We start from the raw sequence: 21,042 nt of genomic DNA on the forward strand, positions 1-21,042 counted from the left end.
GTCTAGAACGATCGCGTGGGTGGTCGCCCTCAGGGCGGGCTACGGCAGGGCTCTGTAGGGCGCCACCCGGGGCGCGGCCGCCGCTGGCGGTTGAAAACGCCTATCGGCGTTTGGCCGGCCGGGCCTACCCGGCCGGGTCCGGCCCTACAGGTGGATCGCCCGACGCTGTCATGCGCAAGTCGGTACACAGCTGTGCCGGTGTGGTGAAGAACCAGCAGGAGTTCCAACCACAACGGCTGTAGAAGGCCGTTGTGGTCGGAATCGAGAGAAGGTTTCTGCAGTAGGGGCGCTTGTAGTAGCCCGCTTTTATGCCCTGCGGGTGCTGCGGGCGACCATTGATCAGCTTGCAGCTTGCAGCTTGCAGCTTGCAGCTTGCAGCTTGCTTACTGCGTGACCGCAGTCTTCAGCTTCTCCTGGTAGGGGGGCCAGCCCATCGGTTTGCCACCTAGCAGGTGCAGGTGGATATGGTAGACGGTCTGGCCGCCATGTTCGTTGCAGTTGAACACGGTACGGTAGCCGGTCTGGTCGAAACCCTGCTGGTCGGCGATCTTGGCCGCGACCTGCACCATATGGCCGACCAGCTCCTGGTCGGTATCCTCGATCTGGTTCAGGGTGGCAATATGCTTGCGTGGGATCACCAGGCAGTGGGTCGGCGCTTGCGGATTGATATCGTTGAACGCGATCACCTTCTCATCTTCGTAGATGATCTGGGCCGGAATCTCCTTGTTGAGGATCTTGCAGAACAGGCAGTCCATATCAGCTCTCTCTTCTGGGCATTCTTTTTAAATTTTGTCGGGCATTGTTTTAATCATGCCGATGAAGGAGCCAGTATAGCCCGCGCGAATGGGCTGACAAACCGCGCGTGGGGTACCGCTTCAGGTAGCGCGCCACGCCAAGTGTGCACCCTTTTCGGTTTTCTGCCTGAGCTCTGTTCCAGACTGATGCCAAAAAGTATTCACCCCCGTAGATACGGGGGTGAATTATAGCGACCGAAAAATATTACACTGCTTCGATCAGTTCCTGCTGCCGGGGCGGGCAGTGGAAGCTGTTGTACAAAGTGCCATCCGGCATCACTGAATCCAGGTGGATGTCGAACCCCCAGAGCCGGTGCAGGTGGCGCATCACTTCGTCGGAGCTCTCGCCCAGCGGCTGGCCGTTGTGGACGAAATGGCGCAGGGTCAGCGAACGGTCGCCACGGACATTGACGCTGTAGACTTGGATGTTGGGTTCCCGGTTGCCGAGGTTGTACTGGGCGGCCAGGTCCTCGCGGATCTGCCGGTAACCGCTCTCGTCGTGGATCGACGAGACCTTCAGGGTCGGACTGGCGGCGTCGTCCAGGATGGTGAACAGCTTCAGTTCGCGGATCAGCTTCGGTGACAGGAACTGCAGGATGAAGCTCTCGTCCTTATAATTGCACATGGCGTCGTGCAGGGTGTCCAGCCAGGGACTGCCGGCAATGTCGGGGAACCACTGGCGGTCCTCGTCGGTGGGCGACTCGCAGATGCGGCGCAGGTCATGCATCATGTTGTAGCCCAGCGTGTAGGGGTTGATGCCGCTGAAATAGGGGCTGTCGAACGGCGGCTGGTAGATCACGCTGGAGTGGGAGTGTAGGAACTCCATCATGAAACCGTCGGTGACCAGCCCCTCGTCATACAGCTGGTGCAGCAGGTTGTAGTGCCAGAAACAGGCCCAGCCCTCATTCATCACCTGGGTCTGTTTCTGTGGATAGAAGTACTGAGCGACCTTGCGCACGATCCGCACGATCTCCCGCTGCCAGGGCTCCAGCAACGGAGCGTTCTTTTCGATGAAGTAGAGCAGGTTCTCCTCCGGTTCTTTCGGGAAGCGCTGTTCCTTCGGCAGCTGTTCGGCCTGCTTCTGCGGGATGGTGTTCCATAACTGGTTGATATGGCGCTGGACATACTCCTCCCGCTCGGCCTGGCGCGCTTTCTCCTCCTCGGCGGTCAGCGGCGGCGGCCGCTGGTAGCGGTTGACGCCGTAGTTCATCAGCGAATGGCAGGAGTCCAGCAACTCTTCCACCTCACTGACCCCGTAGCGTTCCTCGCACTTGGCGATATAGTTCTTGGCGAACAGCAGGTAGTCGATGATCGCCGAGGCGTCGGTCCAGGTGCGGAACAGGTAGTTGCCCTTGAAGAAGGAGTTGTGGCCGTAGCAGGCGTGGGCGATCACCAGCGCCTGCATGGTCATGGTGTTCTCCTCCATCAGGTAGGCGATGCAAGGGTTGGAGTTGATGACGATCTCGTAGGCCAGCCCCATCCGGCCGCGCTTGTAGTTCTGCTCGGTCTCGACGAACTGCTTGCCGAACGACCAGTGGTTGTAGTTCAACGGCATGCCCACCGAGGAGTAGGCGTCCATCATCTGCTCCGAAGTGATCACCTCGATCTGGTTGGGGTAGGTGTCCAGCCTGAAACCTTCGGCGATCCGTCCGATCTCCTCGTCATAGCGATTGATCAGGTCGAAGGTCCATTCGGCGCCGGTTGAGATCGGTTCCTTCTTCTTCATGCCGCCCCCTCCGTTTTGCGTTCGAACAGCTTGCGGAATACCGGATAGATATCGGTCGGCTCCTCGATCTGGTGCATGGCGAAACTGTGCGGCCAGCCCTGCTGCAGGTTCTGGTATTCCAGCCACAGGTTCTGGTGCGGCCCGGTGGTGATCTCCACATAGGCGTAATACTGGACCTTCGGCAGGATACGCGATTGCAGGATCTTGCCGCAGACATCGGAATCGCCATCCCAGTTGTCGCCGTCGGAAGCCTGGGCCACGTAGATGTTCCAGTCGCCTTTCGGATAGCGCTGGGCGATTACGTCGGCGGTCAGGTTCAGCGCGCTGGAAACGATGGTGCCGCCGGTTTCGCGGGAGTAGAAGAACTCCTGTTCGTCCACCTCCTTGGCGTGGGTGTGGTGGCGGATGAACACTACTTCGATCTGCTTGTAATTTCGCTTCAGGAACAGGTACAGCAGGATATAGAAGCGCTTGGCAATATCCTTGATGCTCTGGGTCATCGAGCCGGATACGTCCATGACGCAGAACATCACCGCTTTGCTGGACGGAACCGGCACCCGGATGGTGTTGTTGTATTTGAGGTCGTAATCGTCGATCCAAGGCAGCCGGTGGATACGTTTTTCCAGCTCCTCGATCTCCAGCCGCAGGGTGGCAATCTGGGCGCTGGCGTCATCGTCCGGTAGCCGGGCCTCCAGCGTTTCGATCTCTTTCTTCAGCTCGCGTACCCGACGCCGTTCTTTGCCGGACAGTGCGATACGGCGCGCATTGGCGGCGCGCAGCGAACGGATGATATGGATCTTGTCCGGCGAGCCGGCGTTGGTATAGCCGGCTCGCCGAGTTTCGTATTCGGTGGCGTCGCGCAGCTGTTTCTTGACCAGGTAGGGCAGCTCCAGCCCTTCGAACATGAAGTCGAGGAACTCGTCCTGGTTGATCTGAAAGGTGAAGTCGTCTTCCCCTTCACCCTGGTTGCTGGCCTTGCCGGAGCCGCTGCCGCCACCGCCACCGCCCCCTTCGGGACGGCGGAACTCATCACCGACCACGAACTCCTTGTTGCCGGGAAACACCTTCTTGCGAACGCCACCGTTGCCATGGTGGAAGATCGGCTCGGAGATGTCCCGACGCGGGATGGTGACCTGGCCGCCTTTGTCGATGTCGGTGATCGACCGCTGGTTGACCGCGTCTTCGACCGCTTCCTTTATATGCTTGCGATAGCGGCGCAGGAAGCGCTGGCGGTTGACGGTACTTTTCTTTCTCGCGTTAAGGCGGCGATCGATGATGTAGCTCATACTTCGCTCCCCACGTGGCCCTGTTGATCGCGCAGGCCAGCTTCCTTACTGGGACTTGCGTACCCGGATGTACCACTCAGAGAGCAGGCGCACCTGTTTCTCTGTATAACCGCGCTCGGTCATCCGTTTGACGAACTCGCTGTGTTTTTTCTGGTCCTCGCTGGAGGCCTTGGCGTTGAACGAGATCACCGGCAACAGGTCTTCGGTGTTGGAGAACATCTTCTTCTCGATCACCGTGCGCATCTTCTCGTAGCTGTTCCAGCTCGGGTTCTTGCCGTGGTTGCCAGCGCGGGCGCGCAGTACGAAGTTGACGATCTCGTGACGGAAATCTTTCGGGTTGCTGATGCCGGCCGGTTTCTCGATCTTCTCGAGCTCCTCGCTGATCGCCTGTCGGTCCAGAATGTCGCCGGTTTCCGGATCACGGTACTCCTGATCCTGAATCCAGAAGTCGGCGTAGGTGACATAGCGGTCGAAGATGTTCTGACCGTACTCGGAATAGGATTCCAGATAAGCGGTCTGGATCTCCTTGCCGAGGAAGTCGATATACTTCGGCGCGATGTACTCTTTCAGGAAGCCGAGGTAACGCTCCTGGGTTTCCGGCTGGAACTGCTGCTGCTCGATCTCCTTCTCAAGCACGTAAAGCAGGTGCACCGGGTTGGCGGCCACCTCGGACGGGTCGAAGTTGAACACCTTGGAGAGGATCTTGAAGGCGAAGCGGGTGGACAGGCCGTCCATCCCCTCATCGACCCCGGCGGCGTCCTTGTACTCCTGCTGAGACTTGGCTTTCGGGTCGGTGTCCTTCAGGTTTTCACCGTCATAGATCCGCATTTTCGAATAGAGGCTGGAATTTTCCGGTTCCTTGATCCGCGACAGCACGGTGAACTGGGCCAGCATGTTCAGGGTGTCCGGTGCGCAGGGCGCCGCGTTCAGTGAGCTGTGTTCCAGCAGTTTCCTGTAGATGTTGATCTCTTCCGATACCCGGGTGCAGTAAGGGACCTTGACGATGTAGACACGGTCGATGAAGGCTTCGTTGGTCTTGTTGTTCTTGAACTGCTGCCACTCCGATTCGTTGGAGTGGGCCAGTACGATCCCTTCGAACGGGATCGCCCCCATCCCTTCGGTGCTGTTGTAGTTGCCCTCCTGGGTGGCGGTCAGCAGCGGGTGCAGCACCTTGATCGGCGCCTTGAACATCTCGACGAATTCCATCAGCCCCTGGGTGGAGCGGCACAGCGCGCCGGAGAAGCTGTAGGCGTCCGGGTCGTGCTGCGGGAACTCTTCCAACTGCCGGATATCGACCTTGCCCACCAGGCTGGAGATATCCTGGTTGTTCTCATCACCCGGCTCGGTCTTGGAGACGGCGATCTGATCAAGGATCGACGGGAACAGCTTGACCACCTTGAACTGCGACAGGTCGCCGCCGTATTCGTGCAGCCGTTTGACCGCCCAGGGCGACATCACCCCTTTCAGGTAGCGCCTTGGGATGCCGTACTCCTGTTCCAGCAGCTCGCCATCCTCGACCGGATTGAACAGCCCCAGTGGCGATTCGAAGATTGGCGAGCCCTTGATCGCATAGAAGGGGACGTGCTCCATCAGGTGCTTGAGTCGTTCCGCCAGGGAGGACTTACCGCCACCAACCGGACCCAGCAGATAGAGGATCTGCTTGCGTTCCTCAAGCCCCTGGGCGGCATGCTTGAAGTAGGAGACGATATTTTCGATCGCTTCCTCCATGCCGTAGAACTCATCGAATGCCGGGTAGCGTTTGATCAACTTGTTGGAGAAGATGCGACTGAGCCTGGGGTGTCGGGAGGTATCGACCATCTCCGGTTCGCCTATCGCATGCAGCATGCGTTCCGCAGCACTGGCGTAGGCCATCGGCTCGGTCTTGCAGAGCTGGAGGTACTCCTGCAGGCTCAACTCTTCCTGCTGAGTGGATGAGTAACGGGACTTGTAGTGTTCGAAAATACTCATGGCGTTCACCTTCCTTTAGACTCAATGCTGATGGCGGGCACTTTCCTACGGGCTCATCTTCGTCGTCTCGCATTGGGTTTTGTTTCAGTGTAGTCCAGCTTTTGGGTGTCAACCTCGGTTAACACTTGCTATCGCTGCTTTTTTAATTAGATGCTGAAAATTCAGATAAATTCGATAGTTGGCTGCTGCAAACTTTCAACGACCGCTGCCATGAAGCGGGCGGCTTCGCCGCCGGTCGCGGCCCGGTGGTCGAAGGTCAGTGACAGCGGCAAAATGCGCCTTAGCAGGATCTTGTCATCCACCGCCACCGGTTCCCGCCGGATTACCCCGGCGCCGAGAATCGCCACCTGCGGCGGCACCACGATCGGGGTACCGTAACGGCCGGCGATGGTGCCGAAGTTGCTCAACGTAATGGTGGCGCCCTGCAGCTCCTTCGGTGGAATGGTGCGTGCCTTGACGTCGGCACGCAGCCGGTTCAGGCCGTCGCGCAGGTCTTCCGGCGCGCGGTTGCCGATATCGCGCAGCACCGGTACGAACAGCCCCTGTTCGGTATCCACTGCCACCCCGAGGTGGATCGACTCGTGGTTGCGCAGGGTCAGTTGCTGGCCGTCGAACCAGCTGTTCAGCCGCGGCTCCCGCTTGCAGGCCGCGGCGATCGCCTGTACCAGCCGCATGGTGATATCGGTGCCCTTTGGCCAGCCGTCGATATCGGCATCGTCGAAGATGGTGACCGGCACCACTTCGCTGTGCGCCTGCGCCATGGTGCGCGCCATCTGCTTGCGCACACCACGCAACGGCTCGGCCGGGCCGTGTTGGCGGTCCATCTCGGCCGCCTTTTGTACATCCTCCGGGGTGATGGCGCCGTCGCGGCCGCTGCCGCTGAGGGTGTTCAGGTCGACCTGCAGCCGCTGGGCCAGCGCCCGTACCGCCGGGGTGGCGCGCACGCCGTGGTGGTGGCGGCTGCTGGGTGCGGCACCGATGATGAAGTCGTCGGTTTTACTCTCCTGGCTGGCAGTGCCGATCTTGCCGACCACGGTGCCGCTGTCCTCCTGCTCCTCGTTGGCGAACTCCACCAGCGGCTCGCCGGTGTGGATGGTGTCGCCGCTCTGGCCGAACAGGTGGGCGATCACCCCGTCCTGCGGCGAGGGTACCTCGATGATCGCCTTGGCGGTTTCCACCGACACCAGGACCTGATCGGTTTTTACCGTATCGCCCTCCTTGACGTGCCACTCCAGGATTTCCGCTTCGGGCAAGCCTTCGCCCAGGTCCGGCAGCTTGAAGTATTTCATATCAACTCCCCTGTATATCGGTTGCCTCAACAGGCGGCCGCACGGTTGCCGCGTGCGGCGATACGCTGTGTAACATCAACGTTTGCTAAACGGCGCCTGACGGGGCCCGAGCGCCACCCCCCAGACCCGCTCTGGACAGTTGGCGGTACTGTGCCGCCGGTCAGGCAAATTCCAGCGTCTGGCGTACTGCGTCGATTACGTCGGCGCTGTTCGGCATGTAGTGGTTTTCAAGCCGGTAGTAGGGCATCACGGTATCGTAGCCGGCGACCCGGGCGATCGGCGCGCGCAACTCCAGCAGGCCGCGTTCGCTCAGGCTGGCGGCGATCTCGGCCCCCACCGCGCCGCTTTTCGGCGCCTCATGGACGATCACGCAGCGGCCGGTCTTGGTAACTGAGGCCAGCATGGTGTCGAGGTCCAGCGGGTTCAGTGTGGCGACATCGATCACCTCGCAACTGACCCCCTCGTCGGCCAGCCGATCGGCGGCCTGCAGGGTTTCGCTGATCATCGCTCCCCAGCTGATCAGGGTGATGTCGTCGCCTTCGCGCAAGGTGAAACAGGTGTCCAGCGGCAGCGGCACGCCGTTGTCCTCGACCGGCTGCTTGCTGGCCCGGTAGATCCGCTTCGGCTCCAGAAACAGCACCGGGTCGGGGCAGTCGATCGCCGCCAGCAGCAGGCCGTAGGCCCGCGCCGGCGAGGAGGGGATCACCACCCGCAGCCCCGGAATATGGGCGAACAGCGCCTCGGTGCTCTCCGAATGGTGCTCCGGGGCGTGGATGCCGCCGCCGTAGGGCGCCCGCAGCACCAGCGGACAGCTGAGCCGGCCGCGGGTGCGGTTGCGCAGCCGGGCGGCGTGGCCGACGATATGCTCCATGGTCGGGAAGATAAAGCCCATGAACTGGATCTCGGCGACCGCTTTCAGCCCCTGCGCCGCCATGCCGACCGCCAGCCCGGCGATCATGGTCTCGGCCAGCGGGGTGTCCAGTACCCGCTTGTTGCCGAACTTGGCCTTGAGGTCGACGGTGGCACGGAACACGCCGCCGTTGGTGCCGATATCCTCGCCCAGCAGCACCACCTTTTCGTCCTGGCTCATCGCCCGGCCGAGCGCCAGATTGACCGCTTCGACCATCGTGATTGCGTTACTCATGGTGGCTCCCTCCCGGCATCGCTTTGACGGTCGCCCACTCGCGTTGCTCGCGCAGTCGCTCGGGCAGCTCGGCATAGAGGTGGTCGAATATCGATTCGACCGGCTGCGGCGGAATCGCCAGGTAGGCGTCGGCCGCTTCCTGCACCATCCGGTTGACCTCCTCCTGCCAGCATTTCTCCTGCTCCTCGTCCCAGAGCCCCTCGCTGTGCAGGTAGCTGCGCAGCCGCTTGACCGGCTCCCGCTCCCAGGCCGCCTTCAGCTCCTCGTTGTCGCGGTAGCGGGTGGCATCGTCGGCGGTGGTGTGGTCCGCCAGCCGGTAGCTGATCGCCTCGATCAGGCTCGGTCCCTTGCCTTCGCGGGCCCGCTCCAGCGCCAGCTCCAGCACCTGGTGCAGCGCGATGGCGTCGTTGCCGTCCACCTGCTCGCCGCGGATGCCGGCGCCGAACGCCTTCTGCGCCAGGGTCTGGGCGCCGCACTGGATGACGCGCGGCACCGAGATCGCCCACTGGTTGTTGTTGACCACGAATACCACCGGCAGCTGCCAGGCGCCGGCCACGTTGAGCGCTTCCATGAAGTCGCCCTTGGAGGTGCCGCCATCGCCGATCACCGTTACGGCACAGCGCTTCTCACCGCGGATCTTGATCGCCGTGGCGACGCCGCAGGCGTGCAGCGCCTGGGTGGCGATTGGCACGCAGTTGGGAAAATCCTGGCCCATCGCCGGGTGGGCGCTACCGCGCTCATCGCCGCCCCAGTACAGCAGCAGCTGGTCTATCGGCAGGCCGCGCATCAGCTGGCAGGCGTGGTTGCGGTAGTAGGGGATCAGCACATCCTCCGGCTTCATGCACTGGCCGATACTGACGTCGATCGCCTCGGCGCCCAGCATCGAGGCGAAGGTGCCAAGCTGGCCGGTGCGCTGCAGCGCGATCGCTTTGCTGTCCAGCGCTCTGGCCAACACCATGTTGCGGTAACAGCTGACCAGCCGGCTCGGCAGCTCCGGGATATCCGGCAGCGGCGCCAGCAGCTTGCCCTGCTGGTCCAGATAGCGGGTCAGGTGGATTTCACCCTTGAATACCGTGTCCATATAACGTCCTCCTTTATATCAGCCGCTCAGGCTGCCGGGCAGTAGCGTTTCGCCTCGGCGATGATCCGTTCCGCCCGCCGGTTGGCGATCAGGTGGGTCGGTTGGTCGGCCTGGCGCGCCTCTTCGAACAGCGCCTGCAGGCTGTCGCCGATCTTCAGCACCGCCTGGCGGATCTGCTGCTGGCTTTTGCCGGCATGTTGCAGGGCGACGAAGATCAGCCCGCCGGCATTGATCACGTAATCGGGCGCGTAAAGGATGCCGCGCTGATGCAGCAGGTCGCCGTGGCGCTCCTCCAGCAGCTGATTGTTGGCGGAGCCGGCGACGATGGCCACCTTGAGTCGGTCGATGCTGTGGTCGTTGAGGATCGCTCCCAGGCCACAGGGGCAGAACAGGTCGGCATTGACAGAGTAGATCTGCTCGGGCGCCACCGAGTGGGCGGCGAACTCCTCGCAGGCCCGGGCCAGCGGCTGCGGGTTGATGTCGCTGACAGTCAGTCTGGCACCGGCGCCGGCCAGATGACCGGCCACCGCGTAGCCGACATGGCCCAGCCCCTGCAGACTGATATGGCAGCCGTCCAGCTCGTCGCTGCCAAAGCGCTGGCGCAATGCGGCCTTGATCCCCTCGAACACCCCCAACGCGGTCCAGGGGGAGGGATCGCCGCTGTCGCGGGTGCAACTGACCCAGCGGCTGGTGTGGGCGATCGCATCCATATCGCTGACATTGGTGCCGCTGTCCATCGCGGTGATGTACTGACCGCCAAGCCCTTCGACCACCCGGCCGAACGCCTCCATCAAAGCAACCCGGTCATAGGGTTGCTCCGGTTCGATCAGCACCGCCTTGCCGCCGCCGTGCGGCAGGCCGGCCAGTGCCGCCTTGTAGCTCATGCCGCGGGCCAGTCGGACCGCGTCGGTGATCGCCGCCTCTTCCGAATCGTAGTGCAGGAAGCGGCAGCCGCCGATCGCTGGGCCGCGGGCGGTGGAGTGGATGGCGATAATGGCGCGCAGGCCGGTCGCCCTGTCCTGTGCAAAGTGCAGCCCTTGCAGGCCGGCGTTTTCCATCTGGTCGAGCATCTCGGGATCCTCCGTGCTACCGGGCCGGACCGGCGCCTGTGACCGCCGGGTCTGGGCGGCTGGCTCAGGGCTGAGCGTCGGGCCAGTGGTGATCTGCGGGCCTGGACAACTGAGCACTGACACAGGTTGCGGAACGCCCTGATCTCTGGAAAACAACCAAAACTACTAGTTAGATTCACCAGTTAGATGCAGGTGGGGCTTGTGACCCCGCTCTCTTTTTGGATAGCACAGGTCAACGGAAAGTTCAGGCTCAGGTGGTATCAAAAGTGGTCATGGCCGGATCGGTGGGAGCGGTCAACTGGTCGTTAAAAGCGGTAATAATGTCGTGAACGACCGGCTAAATGTCTGGCGACGGGCGGTGAACAGGGTATAATTTCCGCTTTCGTCCAAGGCTGCGGGTCACGATGTTCAAACGTCTCATAACCACTCTTATGACAGGGATACTCGGTCTGTCGGCGCCGGCCGGTGCCAACGAGTACGGTGAGCAGGCGCGCGAGGACTTGCTGCTGGACGGTCTACGGGCATTGCGTGAGAATCGGCTGGAAGCGGCCGCGCAAAACCTGCGTGCGCTGACCGACCAACGGCCCGACTTCCGGTTGGCTCAGCTGATCTACGGCGACCTGATGTTGGCCCACAGCGAGCCGTTGCAGAAGATCGGCAGCGAGCGGGTGACCGATGCCCGGATGCTGGATGGGCTGATCTCCGAAGCGCGGGTGCGGTTGTTGACCGAAGCGGAGAAACCGGCCGAGGATATGATTCCGTCGGCGCTATTGAAGCTGGCCGACGACCAACGCTACGTGGTGGTGATGGACACCCGCCTGTCACGCCTGTTCCTGTTCGAAAACCACAACGGCATCCCCCGGCTGGTGGAGGATTACTATGCCTCTTATGGCCGTGGCGGGGTTGGCAAGGAGAAGCAGGGCGATCTGAAAACCCCGCTGGGGGTCTATTTCGTCACCGGCCGCATTCCCGATGCGGCGCTGCCGTCCAAGTACGGTTCCGGTGCCTTGCCGCTCAATTATCCCAATGCCTGGGATAAACGGCTCAAGCGCACCGGCAACGGCATCTGGCTGCACGGCTCGCCGGTCGACAGCTACAGCCGGCCGCCGCTGGCCAGCGAGGGCTGTATCTCGCTCAGCAACCCTGATTTCCTGACCTTGGACCGGCAGGTGGATATCCGCAATACCCCGGTGATTGTCGGCGAGAACATCAACTGGATGCGGCGTGACGACTGGTTGCGCCAGCGCGAGCAGTTCAGCGCTCTGATCGAGCAGTGGCGCCAGTCCTGGCAGAGCCTGGATAACGCGCGTTATCTGTCGCATTACTCGACCGGATTCAACGACGGTCGCTACGATTACAACCGCTTTGTGCGCTACAAAAGCAAGGTCAATGCAGCCAAAAGTTACATCGATGTGGAGCTGACCGGCCTGAGCCTGTTCCGCTATCCGGACCAGCCGGAGCTGATGGTGGCGACCTTCAACCAGCACTATCGCAGCGACAACCACCAGAGTGACTCCATCAAGCGCCAGTACTGGCGCTTGGAGCAGGGCCGCTGGAAGATCGCTTACGAAGGCAAGCCCTCCAAGGGGCTGCGCTGAAACCCTGACCGACATGCGGCAATTAGCAATATAAGCTTGGCGGTATTACCGCGGTTGCGGTGAAACGCCAATAGGCCCTGTTTGCCTTGTCCCCGAGTCTTGCTTCCTTATATATAGAATCTGATCCCGATGCATTGCAGCATCCGCGGCAGGCCTTGCCCGGTGTTTGCCGGGCGGCTCGGCTTGCAGCGGGGGAGTGGTGTAACCAGAAAAGCTAGCCGAAGCCCTGGGCGGGCTCCGGCGTTCACCCGATAGGTTCAGTCGCTTTGCTCGCTGGCGATCAGCCAGCGCTCGCCTACCCGCTGCCAGCGGATGGTCTTGGTGACTGTGTCCTGGTAGCGGTCGGCGCGGTAGTGCTGTTCGAAGACGGTCTCGGCCCGGTTCTCATCCAGCATTCGCAGCTCGATCCGATCCACAGTGACCTTGATGAATTTGGGCCGCTTCAGGCGCTGGTTACGTTGCTTGACCCAGTCCTGATGCGAGGTGCGCTGGTCGGGCCGGTAGTCGTCCACGTAGTAGGCCAGGTAGGCGGTGATGTCCTGGTCCGACCAGGCTGCCGCCCAGTCGCGCAAACTCTGTTCCACCGCTGCGGCCACGTTGCTGGCGCTGTCGGCCGGTGTGTTGGTGGCGACTGTCTCAGCATTAGCCGTACGGGTGAGATTGTCGTTGGCAGCCGGGGGGGCGGTTGTGGACACCGGTGCGACCGGCTCGGCGCTGGCCATCTCCCCGCCGGGTGCCAGGGTGGCCGGTTCAGCCGTGGCAGCCGCCCTGTCTTGCTGTTGCGATACAGCCGGCGCTTGGCGGGTTACCGCGATCAGTGCTGCGGCGGCCGGTGCATCGACTTCAGGCTGCTGGGCACTGCCGGATCGGGCCGCTCTGTGCTGGGCGGCCCGGTCCTGGGCGGCTCGCACCAGCTCGACCTGGAATTCGGCGGCTTCGTCGCGGCTCAGCGGCTGGCTGCTGTGTTGCGACACGGTCATCAGTCGCGCCGGTGCATTGGCGACATGTGACGGGCTTTCGGCGATACGGTCCAGTTCGGCCAGGTCCGGTGTTGGTGCCTGGCTACCCAGGTTCAACGCCCGGTTGTAGGCCTGCGATGCCAGGGTGGTGTACAGCGAGCGCAGGTTGCTCTGGATGCGGGCATAGCTGGGATGGGTTTCAAAGGCTTGCTGCAGGGTGCTGATCGCCCGGTTCATATCGCCCCGGTTGGCGTAGATCACCGCCAGGTTGTTGAGCGGCTCCGGCAGCTCCGGGTGTTGCTCGGACAGCTGCCTGAACACATATTCGGCCTGCTGGGTCTGGCCCATCTGGTTGAGCAGAACCCCCTGCATCAGGCGCAGGTCTGGGTTGTCCGGATAACGTTGCAACAACTGTCCGGTCAGTGCCATCGCCTCATCGGTTCGCTGGGCAGCAGCCAGCTGCTTGATCCGTGCCAGGGCGTTGTCCATCGCCTGCGTGTGGTTGGCCGACTGGGTCGGCGGGCTCGCCGTTGCCATTGTCGTTGCGACCGGTGCCGTGGGCGCAGTGACCGGCATCAGCGCAGCTGTCGCCTGCTGGTCCTGGCTTTCTGCAGCTTGAATGGAGGCACTGTCCATGCTGCTGCAGGCGGCGCTGAAGATGGCGACCCCGGAGATGATCGCCGTACGCAATAAACTTTTGTGATTACCTACCATGTTGTCACTAATTGACGCATCTGCTCATTCGATGGCCGATTATAGCCGGATGGGATCGTTGAAGTCACAGGATCAGATCATTCAAGTCGTTGTTTTTGGCGCGCTAAGTTGATCTCCTGCCAGGACTGGCGGGGTTATCGGAGCGGGATAATCACAGTGGGCAAGCCGTGCCGCTGTTGCGGCGGATAACCCCGCTGTCGGCGCTATTGTCAGTGATCTTGCCGGTTTGCCGCCGGCTGGTGGATGTACCATTTCCGGCGGCCAGCTTAATCGGGCGCGGCACCTTGGCTACAATGGTGCCTTTGCCACTGTAATCAGGAGATGCCGTCCAGTGAGTGCTGAAACCACGACAGAACCGCGCCGTTGGGGGCCGACCGATCCGATGCTGAGGAATGTTTGCCTGTGCAAGAAAGTCACCCGGGGTGAGCTGATTGAGGCGATTAGCCGGCAGCAGCTGTTCAGCCTCGAGCAGGTGCGTGAGCAAACGGGTGCCAATACCGGTTGTGGTGCCTGTCTGGACGGGGTGCAGGCACTGATTGATCAGCTGCGGGACGAGCTGCGGGCCGGCGAATCCGATTGAATAACTTTCAAGTCTGCTGAGCTGCTATCGGCTCAGAACGGTCTAAACTGAAACATGCCAGAGTTATGCCGGAGCGTCGCGATGAGCACGGGATAACAAGCGGTTGGGATGGCCTGAGGGCGAGTTCCAGCCGACTGACAAGTCTGGCCACCGAGCTGCCATAGTCGGTGGGGGATCCGGAAGCAACGAGTGAAATCTCGGTTCCGGAAACCAGCGCCAGCTCCTGGTAGGTGTATAAGCGATAAACAGACCTATCAGTATCGACACGGCCCGTTCCCGTGTACGAACCTGACGAAGGCCGATCCTGTAAAAGGGATCGGCCTTACTTATTTTGAGCGGACTCTCGCTATGCCCTTTGCAGGCGCCTGCTGAGGCCTTCCTAGCTGCTATTGACCCCTCCCATCGGCCTGGCTCGGATGGCCGTTACCTGTCTTTGCAGCTGCGCATCTCGATCAATAATGTAAAACATAATCACCTTAAAATAAGATCCATTCTTATTTGACGCTTGGTCAAATTCGACTAGATTTGCTGAGGTGACTACTGATTGTGCGTATGCAGCAAGATGCTGGATAAAGCCCGAGGGAGGGAACCCGATGCACAAGGCCCATACGATCAAGCGCAAATTGCAGCTGGCCCTGCTGGTGATGGGGCTGGTGCCATTGCTGATCGCGATCCTGATCGCGTCGCTCAGTTCCGAACATCAGCTGAGCCTCAGCGTATATCATCAACTGACCAGTATCCGCGAAATCAAGCGCAATCAGATTCAGAGCTACTTCCAGGAGCGCCAGCGTGACCTGCAGGTACTGGCCGGGGCCGCAGCCCAACTGCAGATGGCCGGCGGGGTAACGGGGGATCGGGTCAGCGCGGAAGCGGCGCGTTTCTACAGCGAATTTCAGCGTAATGGCGGCTATCACGACCTGTTCCTGATATCCCCGGCTGGACAGATCTTCTACTCGGTGGCGCGAGAGCCGGATTACGATACCAATCTGCTGAGCGGCCCTTACGCCGACAGCAACCTGGCGGAGCTGTTCCGCCGGACGCTGGCAGATGGCGCTGAATGGATCGCCGATTTTGCTCGCTACGCGCCCTCCAATAATGAACCCGCCGCCTTCGTCGCCCAACCGGTGAAAAATGCTGCCGGCCAGGTTCAGCTGGTGGTGGCGCTGCAGCTGTCGCTGGACGATATCAACGGCTTCATGGCGCTGCGCGATGGCCTGGGTGAGAGCGGCGAAACCTACCTGGTCGGCGCCGATGGCCTGATGCGTTCGGACTCCTACCTGGATCCGACCCACCATAGCGTCACGGCCTCCTTCGCCAACCCGCATCGGGGACGGGTCGATAGCGAAGCCAGCCGGGCGGCGCTGGCCGGCCGTTCCGGTACCGACCTGATCGTCGACTACAACGGACAGCAGGTTCTCTCCTCCTTTGCACCGCTTGGCGTGGAAGGGCTCAATTGGGCCCTGCTGGCCGAGATGGATGAGGCGCAGGCTTTTGCGCCGGTCCGCCAGATGCAGTGGCTGTTGGGGCTGGTGTTCGCGGGATCGGTGCTGGTTATCATTCTGGCGGCCGGTTGGCTGGCCAACTCGCTGGTGCGGCCGCTGCAACGGATCTCGCTGCATATGCGCGATATCGCCGAGGGTGATAGCGACCTGACCGTGGCGTTGGAGGTGCGTGGCGGTGACGAGATCGCCCAGCTGGCCGGCCAGTTCAACACCTTTGTGGAAAAGATCCGCGATCTGGTCGGCCGGGTTGCCGGCTCGACCCAGGTGCTGGCGGATACTTCGCAGCAGATGTCCAGTACGGTTATGCAGACCCAGTCCGGCATTGATCGGCAGCAGCAGGATACCACCCTGGCGGCGACCGCCATCAACCAGATGACCGCCTCCATCGCCCAGGTGGCAGCCAGTACCAGCGACGCGTTGGCGGCATCGATGGAGGCGCAGCAGGATGTTGAGGACGGCTTGCGTATCACCCTGGCAACCGAGCAGTCGATCGATGAGCTGGCCGAGGAGGTGGCCCGGGCGACGGCAGTGATCAATCAGCTGCAGCAGCGTACCGAGTCGATCAGCACGGTCTTGGAGGTGATCAACGATATTGCCGACCAGACCAATCTGCTGGCGCTGAACGCCGCTATCGAAGCGGCTCGGGCCGGCGATGCCGGGCGTGGCTTCTCGGTGGTGGCGGACGAGGTGCGCGGGCTGGCGCAGCGCACCCAGTCGTCGACCGAGGAGATCCAGCAGATTATCGGACAGTTGCAGAGCCAGGCGCTGGAGTCGGTACAGGCGATGGAGTCCGGTCAGCGCAAAGCCGTTCATGGCGTCGAGCAGGTGAAACTGGCCGGCGGCGCGCTGCAACGGATCAACGCGGCGGTCAACCGGCTGGCCGAGATGAATACCCAGATCGCCTCCGCGGCGGAGCAGCAGTCGCATGTCTCCGAAGAGATCAACCGCAATATCGTCAATATAGAGCAGGTGGCCCGAGAGAACGCCGACGGGGCCCGGGATACCCAGGCCGCCAACGACCGGCTCAGCGAATTGAGCGCACAGCTCAAAGGGCTGGTCGGCCGCTTCAAGCTGCAATAAGGCGTTGCCGGTTCAGCCGTTCAATGCCAGCTGTACCGCCCGGGCGGCATGGATGGCGGTGGTGTCGTACAGCGGTACCTCGGTGTGCTGCTGCTCGACCAGCAGCGCGATCTCGGTGCAGCCGAGGATCACCGCTTCAGCGCCTTGCTGGTGCAGGGCCTCGATAATCTCGAGGTACTGCCGGCGGGCTGGGTCCTCGATCCGGCCCTGGCAGAGCTCATCGTAGATGATCCGGTGAACGGTCTCCCGCTGTGCGGCGTCCGGCACCAACACCTCGATGCCGTAACGTTCGCTGAGGCGCCCCTTGTAGAACGGCTGCTCCATGGTGAAGCGGGTACCGAGCAGGCCGACCCGGCGGATACCGTCCCGTTTCAGCTGTTCGGCGGTGGCATCGGCGATATGCAGCAGCGGGATGTCGACCGCCGCCTCGACCTCCGCGGCGACCTTATGCATGGTGTTGGTGCAGATCAGCAGGAAGTCGGCGCCGGCGGCCTCCACCTGGCGGGCGGCAGCGGCCAGCAGCTCGGCGGTGGCCGGCCAGTCGCCGCTGTGCTGCAGCTGCTCGATCGGCGCGAAATCGACGCTGACCAGCGCGATCTGCGCCGAGTGCAGTCCGCCCAGTTGCGCTTTGACCCCTTCGTTGAGTGCTTTGTAATAGCTGAGGGTGGATTCCCAGCTCATGCCGCCCAGCAGTCCGATGGTTTTCATGCTGTCACTCCTGTTTTTTATTGTCCTCGTCAGTGTCACAGTCTAGGAACCGGCCCGGTCGGGAAACCAGATACAGTTGACCGCTTCGCCGGCAGCACAGATCGTATACGGGCTGGGATATACTGGCCGGCAGATCAAGCAATACCGATTTAGGGAGGAACAGGGGTGATGGAGCTACAGCAACTGCGGGAATACCTGGCGCAGCGGCCGGGCGTCAGTTCGGATTATCCGTTCGGTGCGGAGGTGCAGGTGTTCCGGGTCAAGGGCAAGATGTTCGCGCTGGTGTGGGTCGATGAACGGTCGCTGCGGGTCAACCTGAAATGCGATCCGGCCGAGGCACAGATGCTGCGCGACGTCTTCGAGGCGGTACTGCCCGGTTACCATATGAACAAGCGCCACTGGAACACCGTGCTGCTGGACGGCTCGCTGCCCAACGGCGAGGTCGAGCGGATGATCGACAACTCCTACGCGCTGGTGGTGAAAGGCTTGAGGACAGCGGAACGCCAGGCGCTGCAGCTGCTGACGGCCCAGCAGCAGGACCAGCAGCAGACAACGTAGAGGGGGGCGGTATCCGTCCGCCCCTATGTTCGAATCAACGCTGGCGCAGGGTGGTCAGTGTCAGGGCGGCGCTGACCAGCAGCAGGGTCGCACTGAACAGGATCAGCCCCTCCGCCATGGTGATGCCGAACAGTAGTTCCGGGGTGTAGCCGCACGGCTCCCAGGGCTCGAACAGTGCCGGCAGCCAACGGTCCAGCGCGAACCAGTCGGGCAGGCCGACATCCATGTCGCAGGCCCCCTCCAGCCAGCCGCGCTCGACCGCCAGGGTGTTCCAGGAACGCTCCAGCAGGCCGACGGCGACCACCGTCGAGGCCAGGTGACTGAACAGCCGGCCGCCACGGCTGCCTTTCAACAACAATGCCAATACGCCGACCAGACCCAGTGCCAGCAACCAGATGCGGATCTGGACGCAGAGTACGCAGGGGCCGTAATCCAGTACATACTGGTAGAACAGGGCGATCCCTTCCATGGCCAGCACCAGCAGGATCAACAGCAGCCAGTAACCGCTGCTGCGCGAAAGAGAGTTCAGCATTGAGTTCAGGTCCTTATTTTCAAACTCGGTTTTTTTAATTCGTCTTCTTTAATTCGTTTTCTTTAATTCGTTTTTTAAAATCCGCTGCCAGCTATGAATCCCGGCGATGAATTTGGTTCATTAATTCTGTTGTTTGCTGGCAACGAGTATATCCCAACCGGAAGCGGCTTGAGATCTGTGCCGCTGTTTAACGGAGCAACTGTGTATGGTCTGCGGGCCTGGCCCGGCCGTAGACTGGTGGATCAAGAAACGGACCATTCGGGGAGTGAAAAGAAACGCCGATGAACAGAAGGGATTGGACGCTGGCGCTGCTGGTGGTGCTGGCCTGGGGGCTGAATTTCGTGGTGATTCGCTGGGGGCTGGACGAGCTGCCGCCGCTGCTGCTGGGCGCGTTGCGCTTCCTGCTGGTGGCCTTCCCGGCGGTGCTGCTGGTGCCACGGCCGAAACTGCCGCTGCGCTGGCTGCTGGCCTACGGGCTGACCATCAGCTTCGGCCAGTTCGCGCTGCTGTTCAGTGCCATCGCGCTGGGCATGCCGGCCGGGCTGGCGTCGCTGGTATTGCAGGCGCAGGCGCTGTTCACCCTGTTGTTCGCGCTGCTGTTGCTGGGCGAGCGCTGGCAGCCGCAGCAGTTGCTGGCGCTATTGATTGCGGCCGGCGGTATGGCGGTGCTGGGCAGCCAGAGCGGGGCCGGCGAGATGACCCTGATCGGCTTTCTGCTGACCCTGGCGGCGGCGGCCAGCTGGGGGCTGGGTAATATCGTCAACCGCCATATCGGCCAGCGTGGCGAGGTCAACCTGATGAGCCTGGTGGTCTGGGGCGCACTGGTGCCGCCGTTGCCGTTCCTGCTGATGTCCTACTGGCTGGAGGGGCCGCAACTGATCGCCGACAGCCTGGCGGCGATGAGCTGGCAGAGTGGGGCGGTGCTGATCTACCTGGCGGCGATTGCCACGCTGTTCGGTTACGGTGTCTGGGCCTATCTGCTGAAACACAACCCGGCGTCGGAGGTGGCGCCGCTGACCCTGCTGGTGCCGGTGGTCGGCCTGCTCAGCGCCTGGCTGCTGCTGGGCGAGGGGCTCAACGGGGTGCAACTGTTCGGCATCGCGCTGGTGATGCTGGGCTTGCTGGTCAACGTGTTCGGCGGCCGACTGCTGCGCCGATTGAAAACGGCCACCGTTTAAAAAGCTTCAAGCCTTAAGCTTCAAGCGTCAGGCAGGAGGACAGCGTCCTGCTCAAAGCCGCTTGTCGCTTACCGCTCTAAAGGCTTACCGCTGACCGCTTGCAGCTCTTCCGGCGAATTGACGTTGTGAAACGCCGGCTCGTCGCCGAAGGCGATCAGCCGGTGGGGGTGGCGCTGGTACCAGCTGCGCACCTTGGCGTTGCCCTCGGCCAGCCAGGCGGCCAGGTCTCCCTGGTACTGTTGCGGGATCACCACGTGCAGTGGCTGCCAGCCCTGCTCGGTCGCGGCGATGATGATCTGCTCCGGCGTCTCGCGGGCGGCCTCGATCAGGCGACCGAGTACCTCGCCGGTCAGCAGCGGGGTGTCGCAGGGCAGCACCAGCAGGTGGCTGGCGCTACTGGCCTGCAGGCCGCTGAGCACGCCGTGCAGCGGCCCGGCGAAATCAGTGCGGGCATCGCTGACCAGCCGGTCCGCTCGCGGCCGGTACTGCTCAGGGTTGCGGTTGCAGTTGATCAGCAGCTGCGCCACCTGCGGTCGAAGGACGTCCAGCGTCCAGTCGATCAGCGGCTTGCCCTGCAGTGGCTGCAACCCCTTGTCGACCCCGCCCAGCCGTTCGCCGCGACCGCCGGCCAGGATCAGGCCATCGACTGTGAAAGGGAGACTGCTCATCGGGACGCTCCTCGGCTGGGGTAGGGACGCAGTCGATAGTAATCGAGCCGGCGCCCCACTGCACCCTGCCAGATCAAGTTTGTTATTTTTGAGAAGAAGCTGGGAGTTGCAAAACGCAGCGAGCGAAGGTGAGGCAAGGCAAAAATCGGCGAAAAAGCGGAGTTTACGTATTTGTAAATGAGCATTTTGAGCCGATTTTTAAGGTTCTTCGACGATTCCCGGGGAGTCCCAAAACAAAAACGGCGGAATGGTATATGGTGAAGTCGCCAAACACACACCAAAACCAAGCCGCCGTTTATGCTCAAGGATTCTGATCTTAACAGCCTGCTTTGGGAAGGCTTTTTCGTCCACTCTTTTACCGAGCAAGGGGATTGGCTACACCTTCACCTTGCGCCCTTACCTGACTACCAGCCGCAATGTCGAGGCTGCCTACGTCCAGCACCGCGTATCCATGAAACGGTTCAACGCAAGGTCCGTGACCGGGACCTGCTGAACTACCGGGTCTGGTTGCATATCCCCGTGCAGAGAGTGCGTTGCCCTCACTGCGGTCCGCGCACACAACATCTGTCCTGGCTTGCGCCCCATGCCCGTCAGACACGGCGTCTGC

18 protein-coding genes are annotated in these 21,042 nt (G+C 61.9%); 6 read left to right on the forward strand and 12 right to left on the reverse strand.

Annotated features, from left to right (window positions below; translation table 11 throughout):
* Window positions 1-383 precede the first annotated feature (383 nt).
* The 8 genes from K6T12_RS05250 to K6T12_RS05285 all read right to left on the reverse strand — a co-directional run bounded on the left by K6T12_RS05250 (window position 384) and on the right by K6T12_RS05285 (window position 10,358).
* Window positions 384-755 carry a histidine triad nucleotide-binding protein gene (locus tag K6T12_RS05250; RefSeq protein WP_222220175.1) on the reverse strand — a complete coding sequence of 124 codons (372 nt, stop codon included), beginning with the start codon at window positions 753-755 and terminating at the stop codon, window positions 384-386.
* A gap of 244 nt (window positions 756-999) precedes the next feature.
* Window positions 1,000-2,520 carry a SpoVR family protein gene (locus tag K6T12_RS05255; protein WP_222220177.1) on the reverse strand — a complete coding sequence of 507 codons (1,521 nt, stop codon included), beginning with the start codon at window positions 2,518-2,520 and terminating at the stop codon, window positions 1,000-1,002.
* The gene (locus K6T12_RS05260; protein ID WP_222220179.1) at window positions 2,517-3,806 is read right to left on the reverse strand and encodes a YeaH/YhbH family protein; all 1,290 of its coding nucleotides are present in this window, start codon (window positions 3,804-3,806) and stop codon (window positions 2,517-2,519) included. Before K6T12_RS05260 ends, K6T12_RS05255 begins: the two co-directional genes overlap by 4 nt.
* 45 nt (window positions 3,807-3,851) lie before the next feature.
* Window positions 3,852-5,774, reverse strand: a complete 1,923-nt coding sequence (locus K6T12_RS05265; protein WP_222220181.1) for a PrkA family serine protein kinase — start codon at window positions 5,772-5,774, stop codon at window positions 3,852-3,854.
* A gap of 161 nt (window positions 5,775-5,935) precedes the next feature.
* Window positions 5,936-7,063, reverse strand: a complete 1,128-nt coding sequence (locus K6T12_RS05270; protein WP_222220182.1) for a dihydrolipoamide acetyltransferase family protein — start codon at window positions 7,061-7,063, stop codon at window positions 5,936-5,938.
* 160 nt (window positions 7,064-7,223) lie between these two features.
* A complete protein-coding gene (locus K6T12_RS05275; RefSeq protein WP_222220184.1) occupies window positions 7,224-8,207 on the reverse strand; it encodes an alpha-ketoacid dehydrogenase subunit beta in 984 nt (327 codons plus the stop codon).
* Entirely contained in the window at window positions 8,200-9,288 is a 1,089-nt protein-coding gene (pdhA, locus tag K6T12_RS05280) for a pyruvate dehydrogenase (acetyl-transferring) E1 component subunit alpha (RefSeq protein WP_222220186.1), read from the reverse strand. The genes K6T12_RS05275 and pdhA overlap by 8 nt, the downstream gene beginning before the upstream one ends.
* A gap of 26 nt (window positions 9,289-9,314) precedes the next feature.
* Window positions 9,315-10,358 carry a Leu/Phe/Val dehydrogenase gene (locus tag K6T12_RS05285; protein ID WP_222220188.1) on the reverse strand — a complete coding sequence of 348 codons (1,044 nt, stop codon included), beginning with the start codon at window positions 10,356-10,358 and terminating at the stop codon, window positions 9,315-9,317.
* Between the two features lie 404 nt (window positions 10,359-10,762).
* Between K6T12_RS05285 and K6T12_RS05290 the strand changes: the two genes are divergently transcribed.
* Entirely contained in the window at window positions 10,763-11,956 is a 1,194-nt protein-coding gene (locus tag K6T12_RS05290; protein ID WP_222220190.1) for a L,D-transpeptidase family protein, read from the forward strand.
* Between the two features lie 257 nt (window positions 11,957-12,213).
* On the opposite strand, the gene K6T12_RS05295 is transcribed toward K6T12_RS05290, so the two are convergent.
* Window positions 12,214-13,629 carry a nuclear transport factor 2 family protein gene (locus tag K6T12_RS05295; protein WP_222220192.1) on the reverse strand — a complete coding sequence of 472 codons (1,416 nt, stop codon included), beginning with the start codon at window positions 13,627-13,629 and terminating at the stop codon, window positions 12,214-12,216.
* 331 nt (window positions 13,630-13,960) lie between these two features.
* Here K6T12_RS05295 and K6T12_RS05300 point away from each other — a divergent pair, with 331 nt between their 5' ends.
* Window positions 13,961-14,209 carry a (2Fe-2S)-binding protein gene (locus K6T12_RS05300; RefSeq protein ID WP_222220194.1) on the forward strand — a complete coding sequence of 83 codons (249 nt, stop codon included), beginning with the start codon at window positions 13,961-13,963 and terminating at the stop codon, window positions 14,207-14,209.
* Between the two features lie 593 nt (window positions 14,210-14,802).
* Window positions 14,803-16,791 carry a methyl-accepting chemotaxis protein gene (locus K6T12_RS05305; RefSeq protein ID WP_222220196.1) on the forward strand — a complete coding sequence of 663 codons (1,989 nt, stop codon included), beginning with the start codon at window positions 14,803-14,805 and terminating at the stop codon, window positions 16,789-16,791.
* Window positions 16,792-16,803: 12 nt separating this feature from the next.
* On the opposite strand, the gene K6T12_RS05310 is transcribed toward K6T12_RS05305, so the two are convergent.
* Window positions 16,804-17,499, reverse strand: coding sequence for an aspartate/glutamate racemase family protein (locus K6T12_RS05310; RefSeq protein WP_222220198.1), 696 nt, complete (start codon window positions 17,497-17,499; stop codon window positions 16,804-16,806).
* 168 nt (window positions 17,500-17,667) lie between these two features.
* On the opposite strand from K6T12_RS05310, the gene K6T12_RS05315 reads away from it, so the two are divergent.
* Window positions 17,668-18,057 (forward strand): MmcQ/YjbR family DNA-binding protein, encoded by a 390-nt coding sequence (locus tag K6T12_RS05315; protein WP_222220200.1) that lies wholly within the window; start codon window positions 17,668-17,670, stop codon window positions 18,055-18,057.
* 34 nt (window positions 18,058-18,091) lie between these two features.
* On the opposite strand, the gene K6T12_RS05320 is transcribed toward K6T12_RS05315, so the two are convergent.
* Window positions 18,092-18,589: a disulfide bond formation protein B gene (locus K6T12_RS05320; protein WP_222220202.1), complete on the reverse strand. Its 498-nt coding sequence runs from the start codon at window positions 18,587-18,589 to the stop codon at window positions 18,092-18,094.
* Window positions 18,590-18,870: 281 nt separating this feature from the next.
* On the opposite strand from K6T12_RS05320, the gene K6T12_RS05325 reads away from it, so the two are divergent.
* Complete coding sequence (locus K6T12_RS05325) at window positions 18,871-19,767, forward strand: EamA family transporter (protein WP_222220204.1); 897 nt, start codon at window positions 18,871-18,873, stop codon at window positions 19,765-19,767.
* 68 nt (window positions 19,768-19,835) lie between these two features.
* Here K6T12_RS05325 and mobA read toward each other — a convergent pair whose 3' ends face one another.
* On the reverse strand, window positions 19,836-20,435 hold the full coding sequence (gene mobA / locus K6T12_RS05330) for a molybdenum cofactor guanylyltransferase MobA (RefSeq protein WP_222220206.1): 600 nt from the start codon (window positions 20,433-20,435) through the stop codon (window positions 19,836-19,838).
* Between the two features lie 297 nt (window positions 20,436-20,732).
* Here mobA and K6T12_RS21820 point away from each other — a divergent pair.
* Window positions 20,733-21,042: transposase family protein (locus K6T12_RS21820; RefSeq protein WP_222220208.1), on the forward strand; the 310-nt coding region annotated here is incomplete at its 3' end.

Origin of the sequence: Marinobacterium arenosum (assembly GCF_019795155.1) — a bacterium.
GTDB classification, from domain to species: domain Bacteria; phylum Pseudomonadota; class Gammaproteobacteria; order Pseudomonadales; family Balneatricaceae; genus Marinobacterium_C; species Marinobacterium_C arenosum.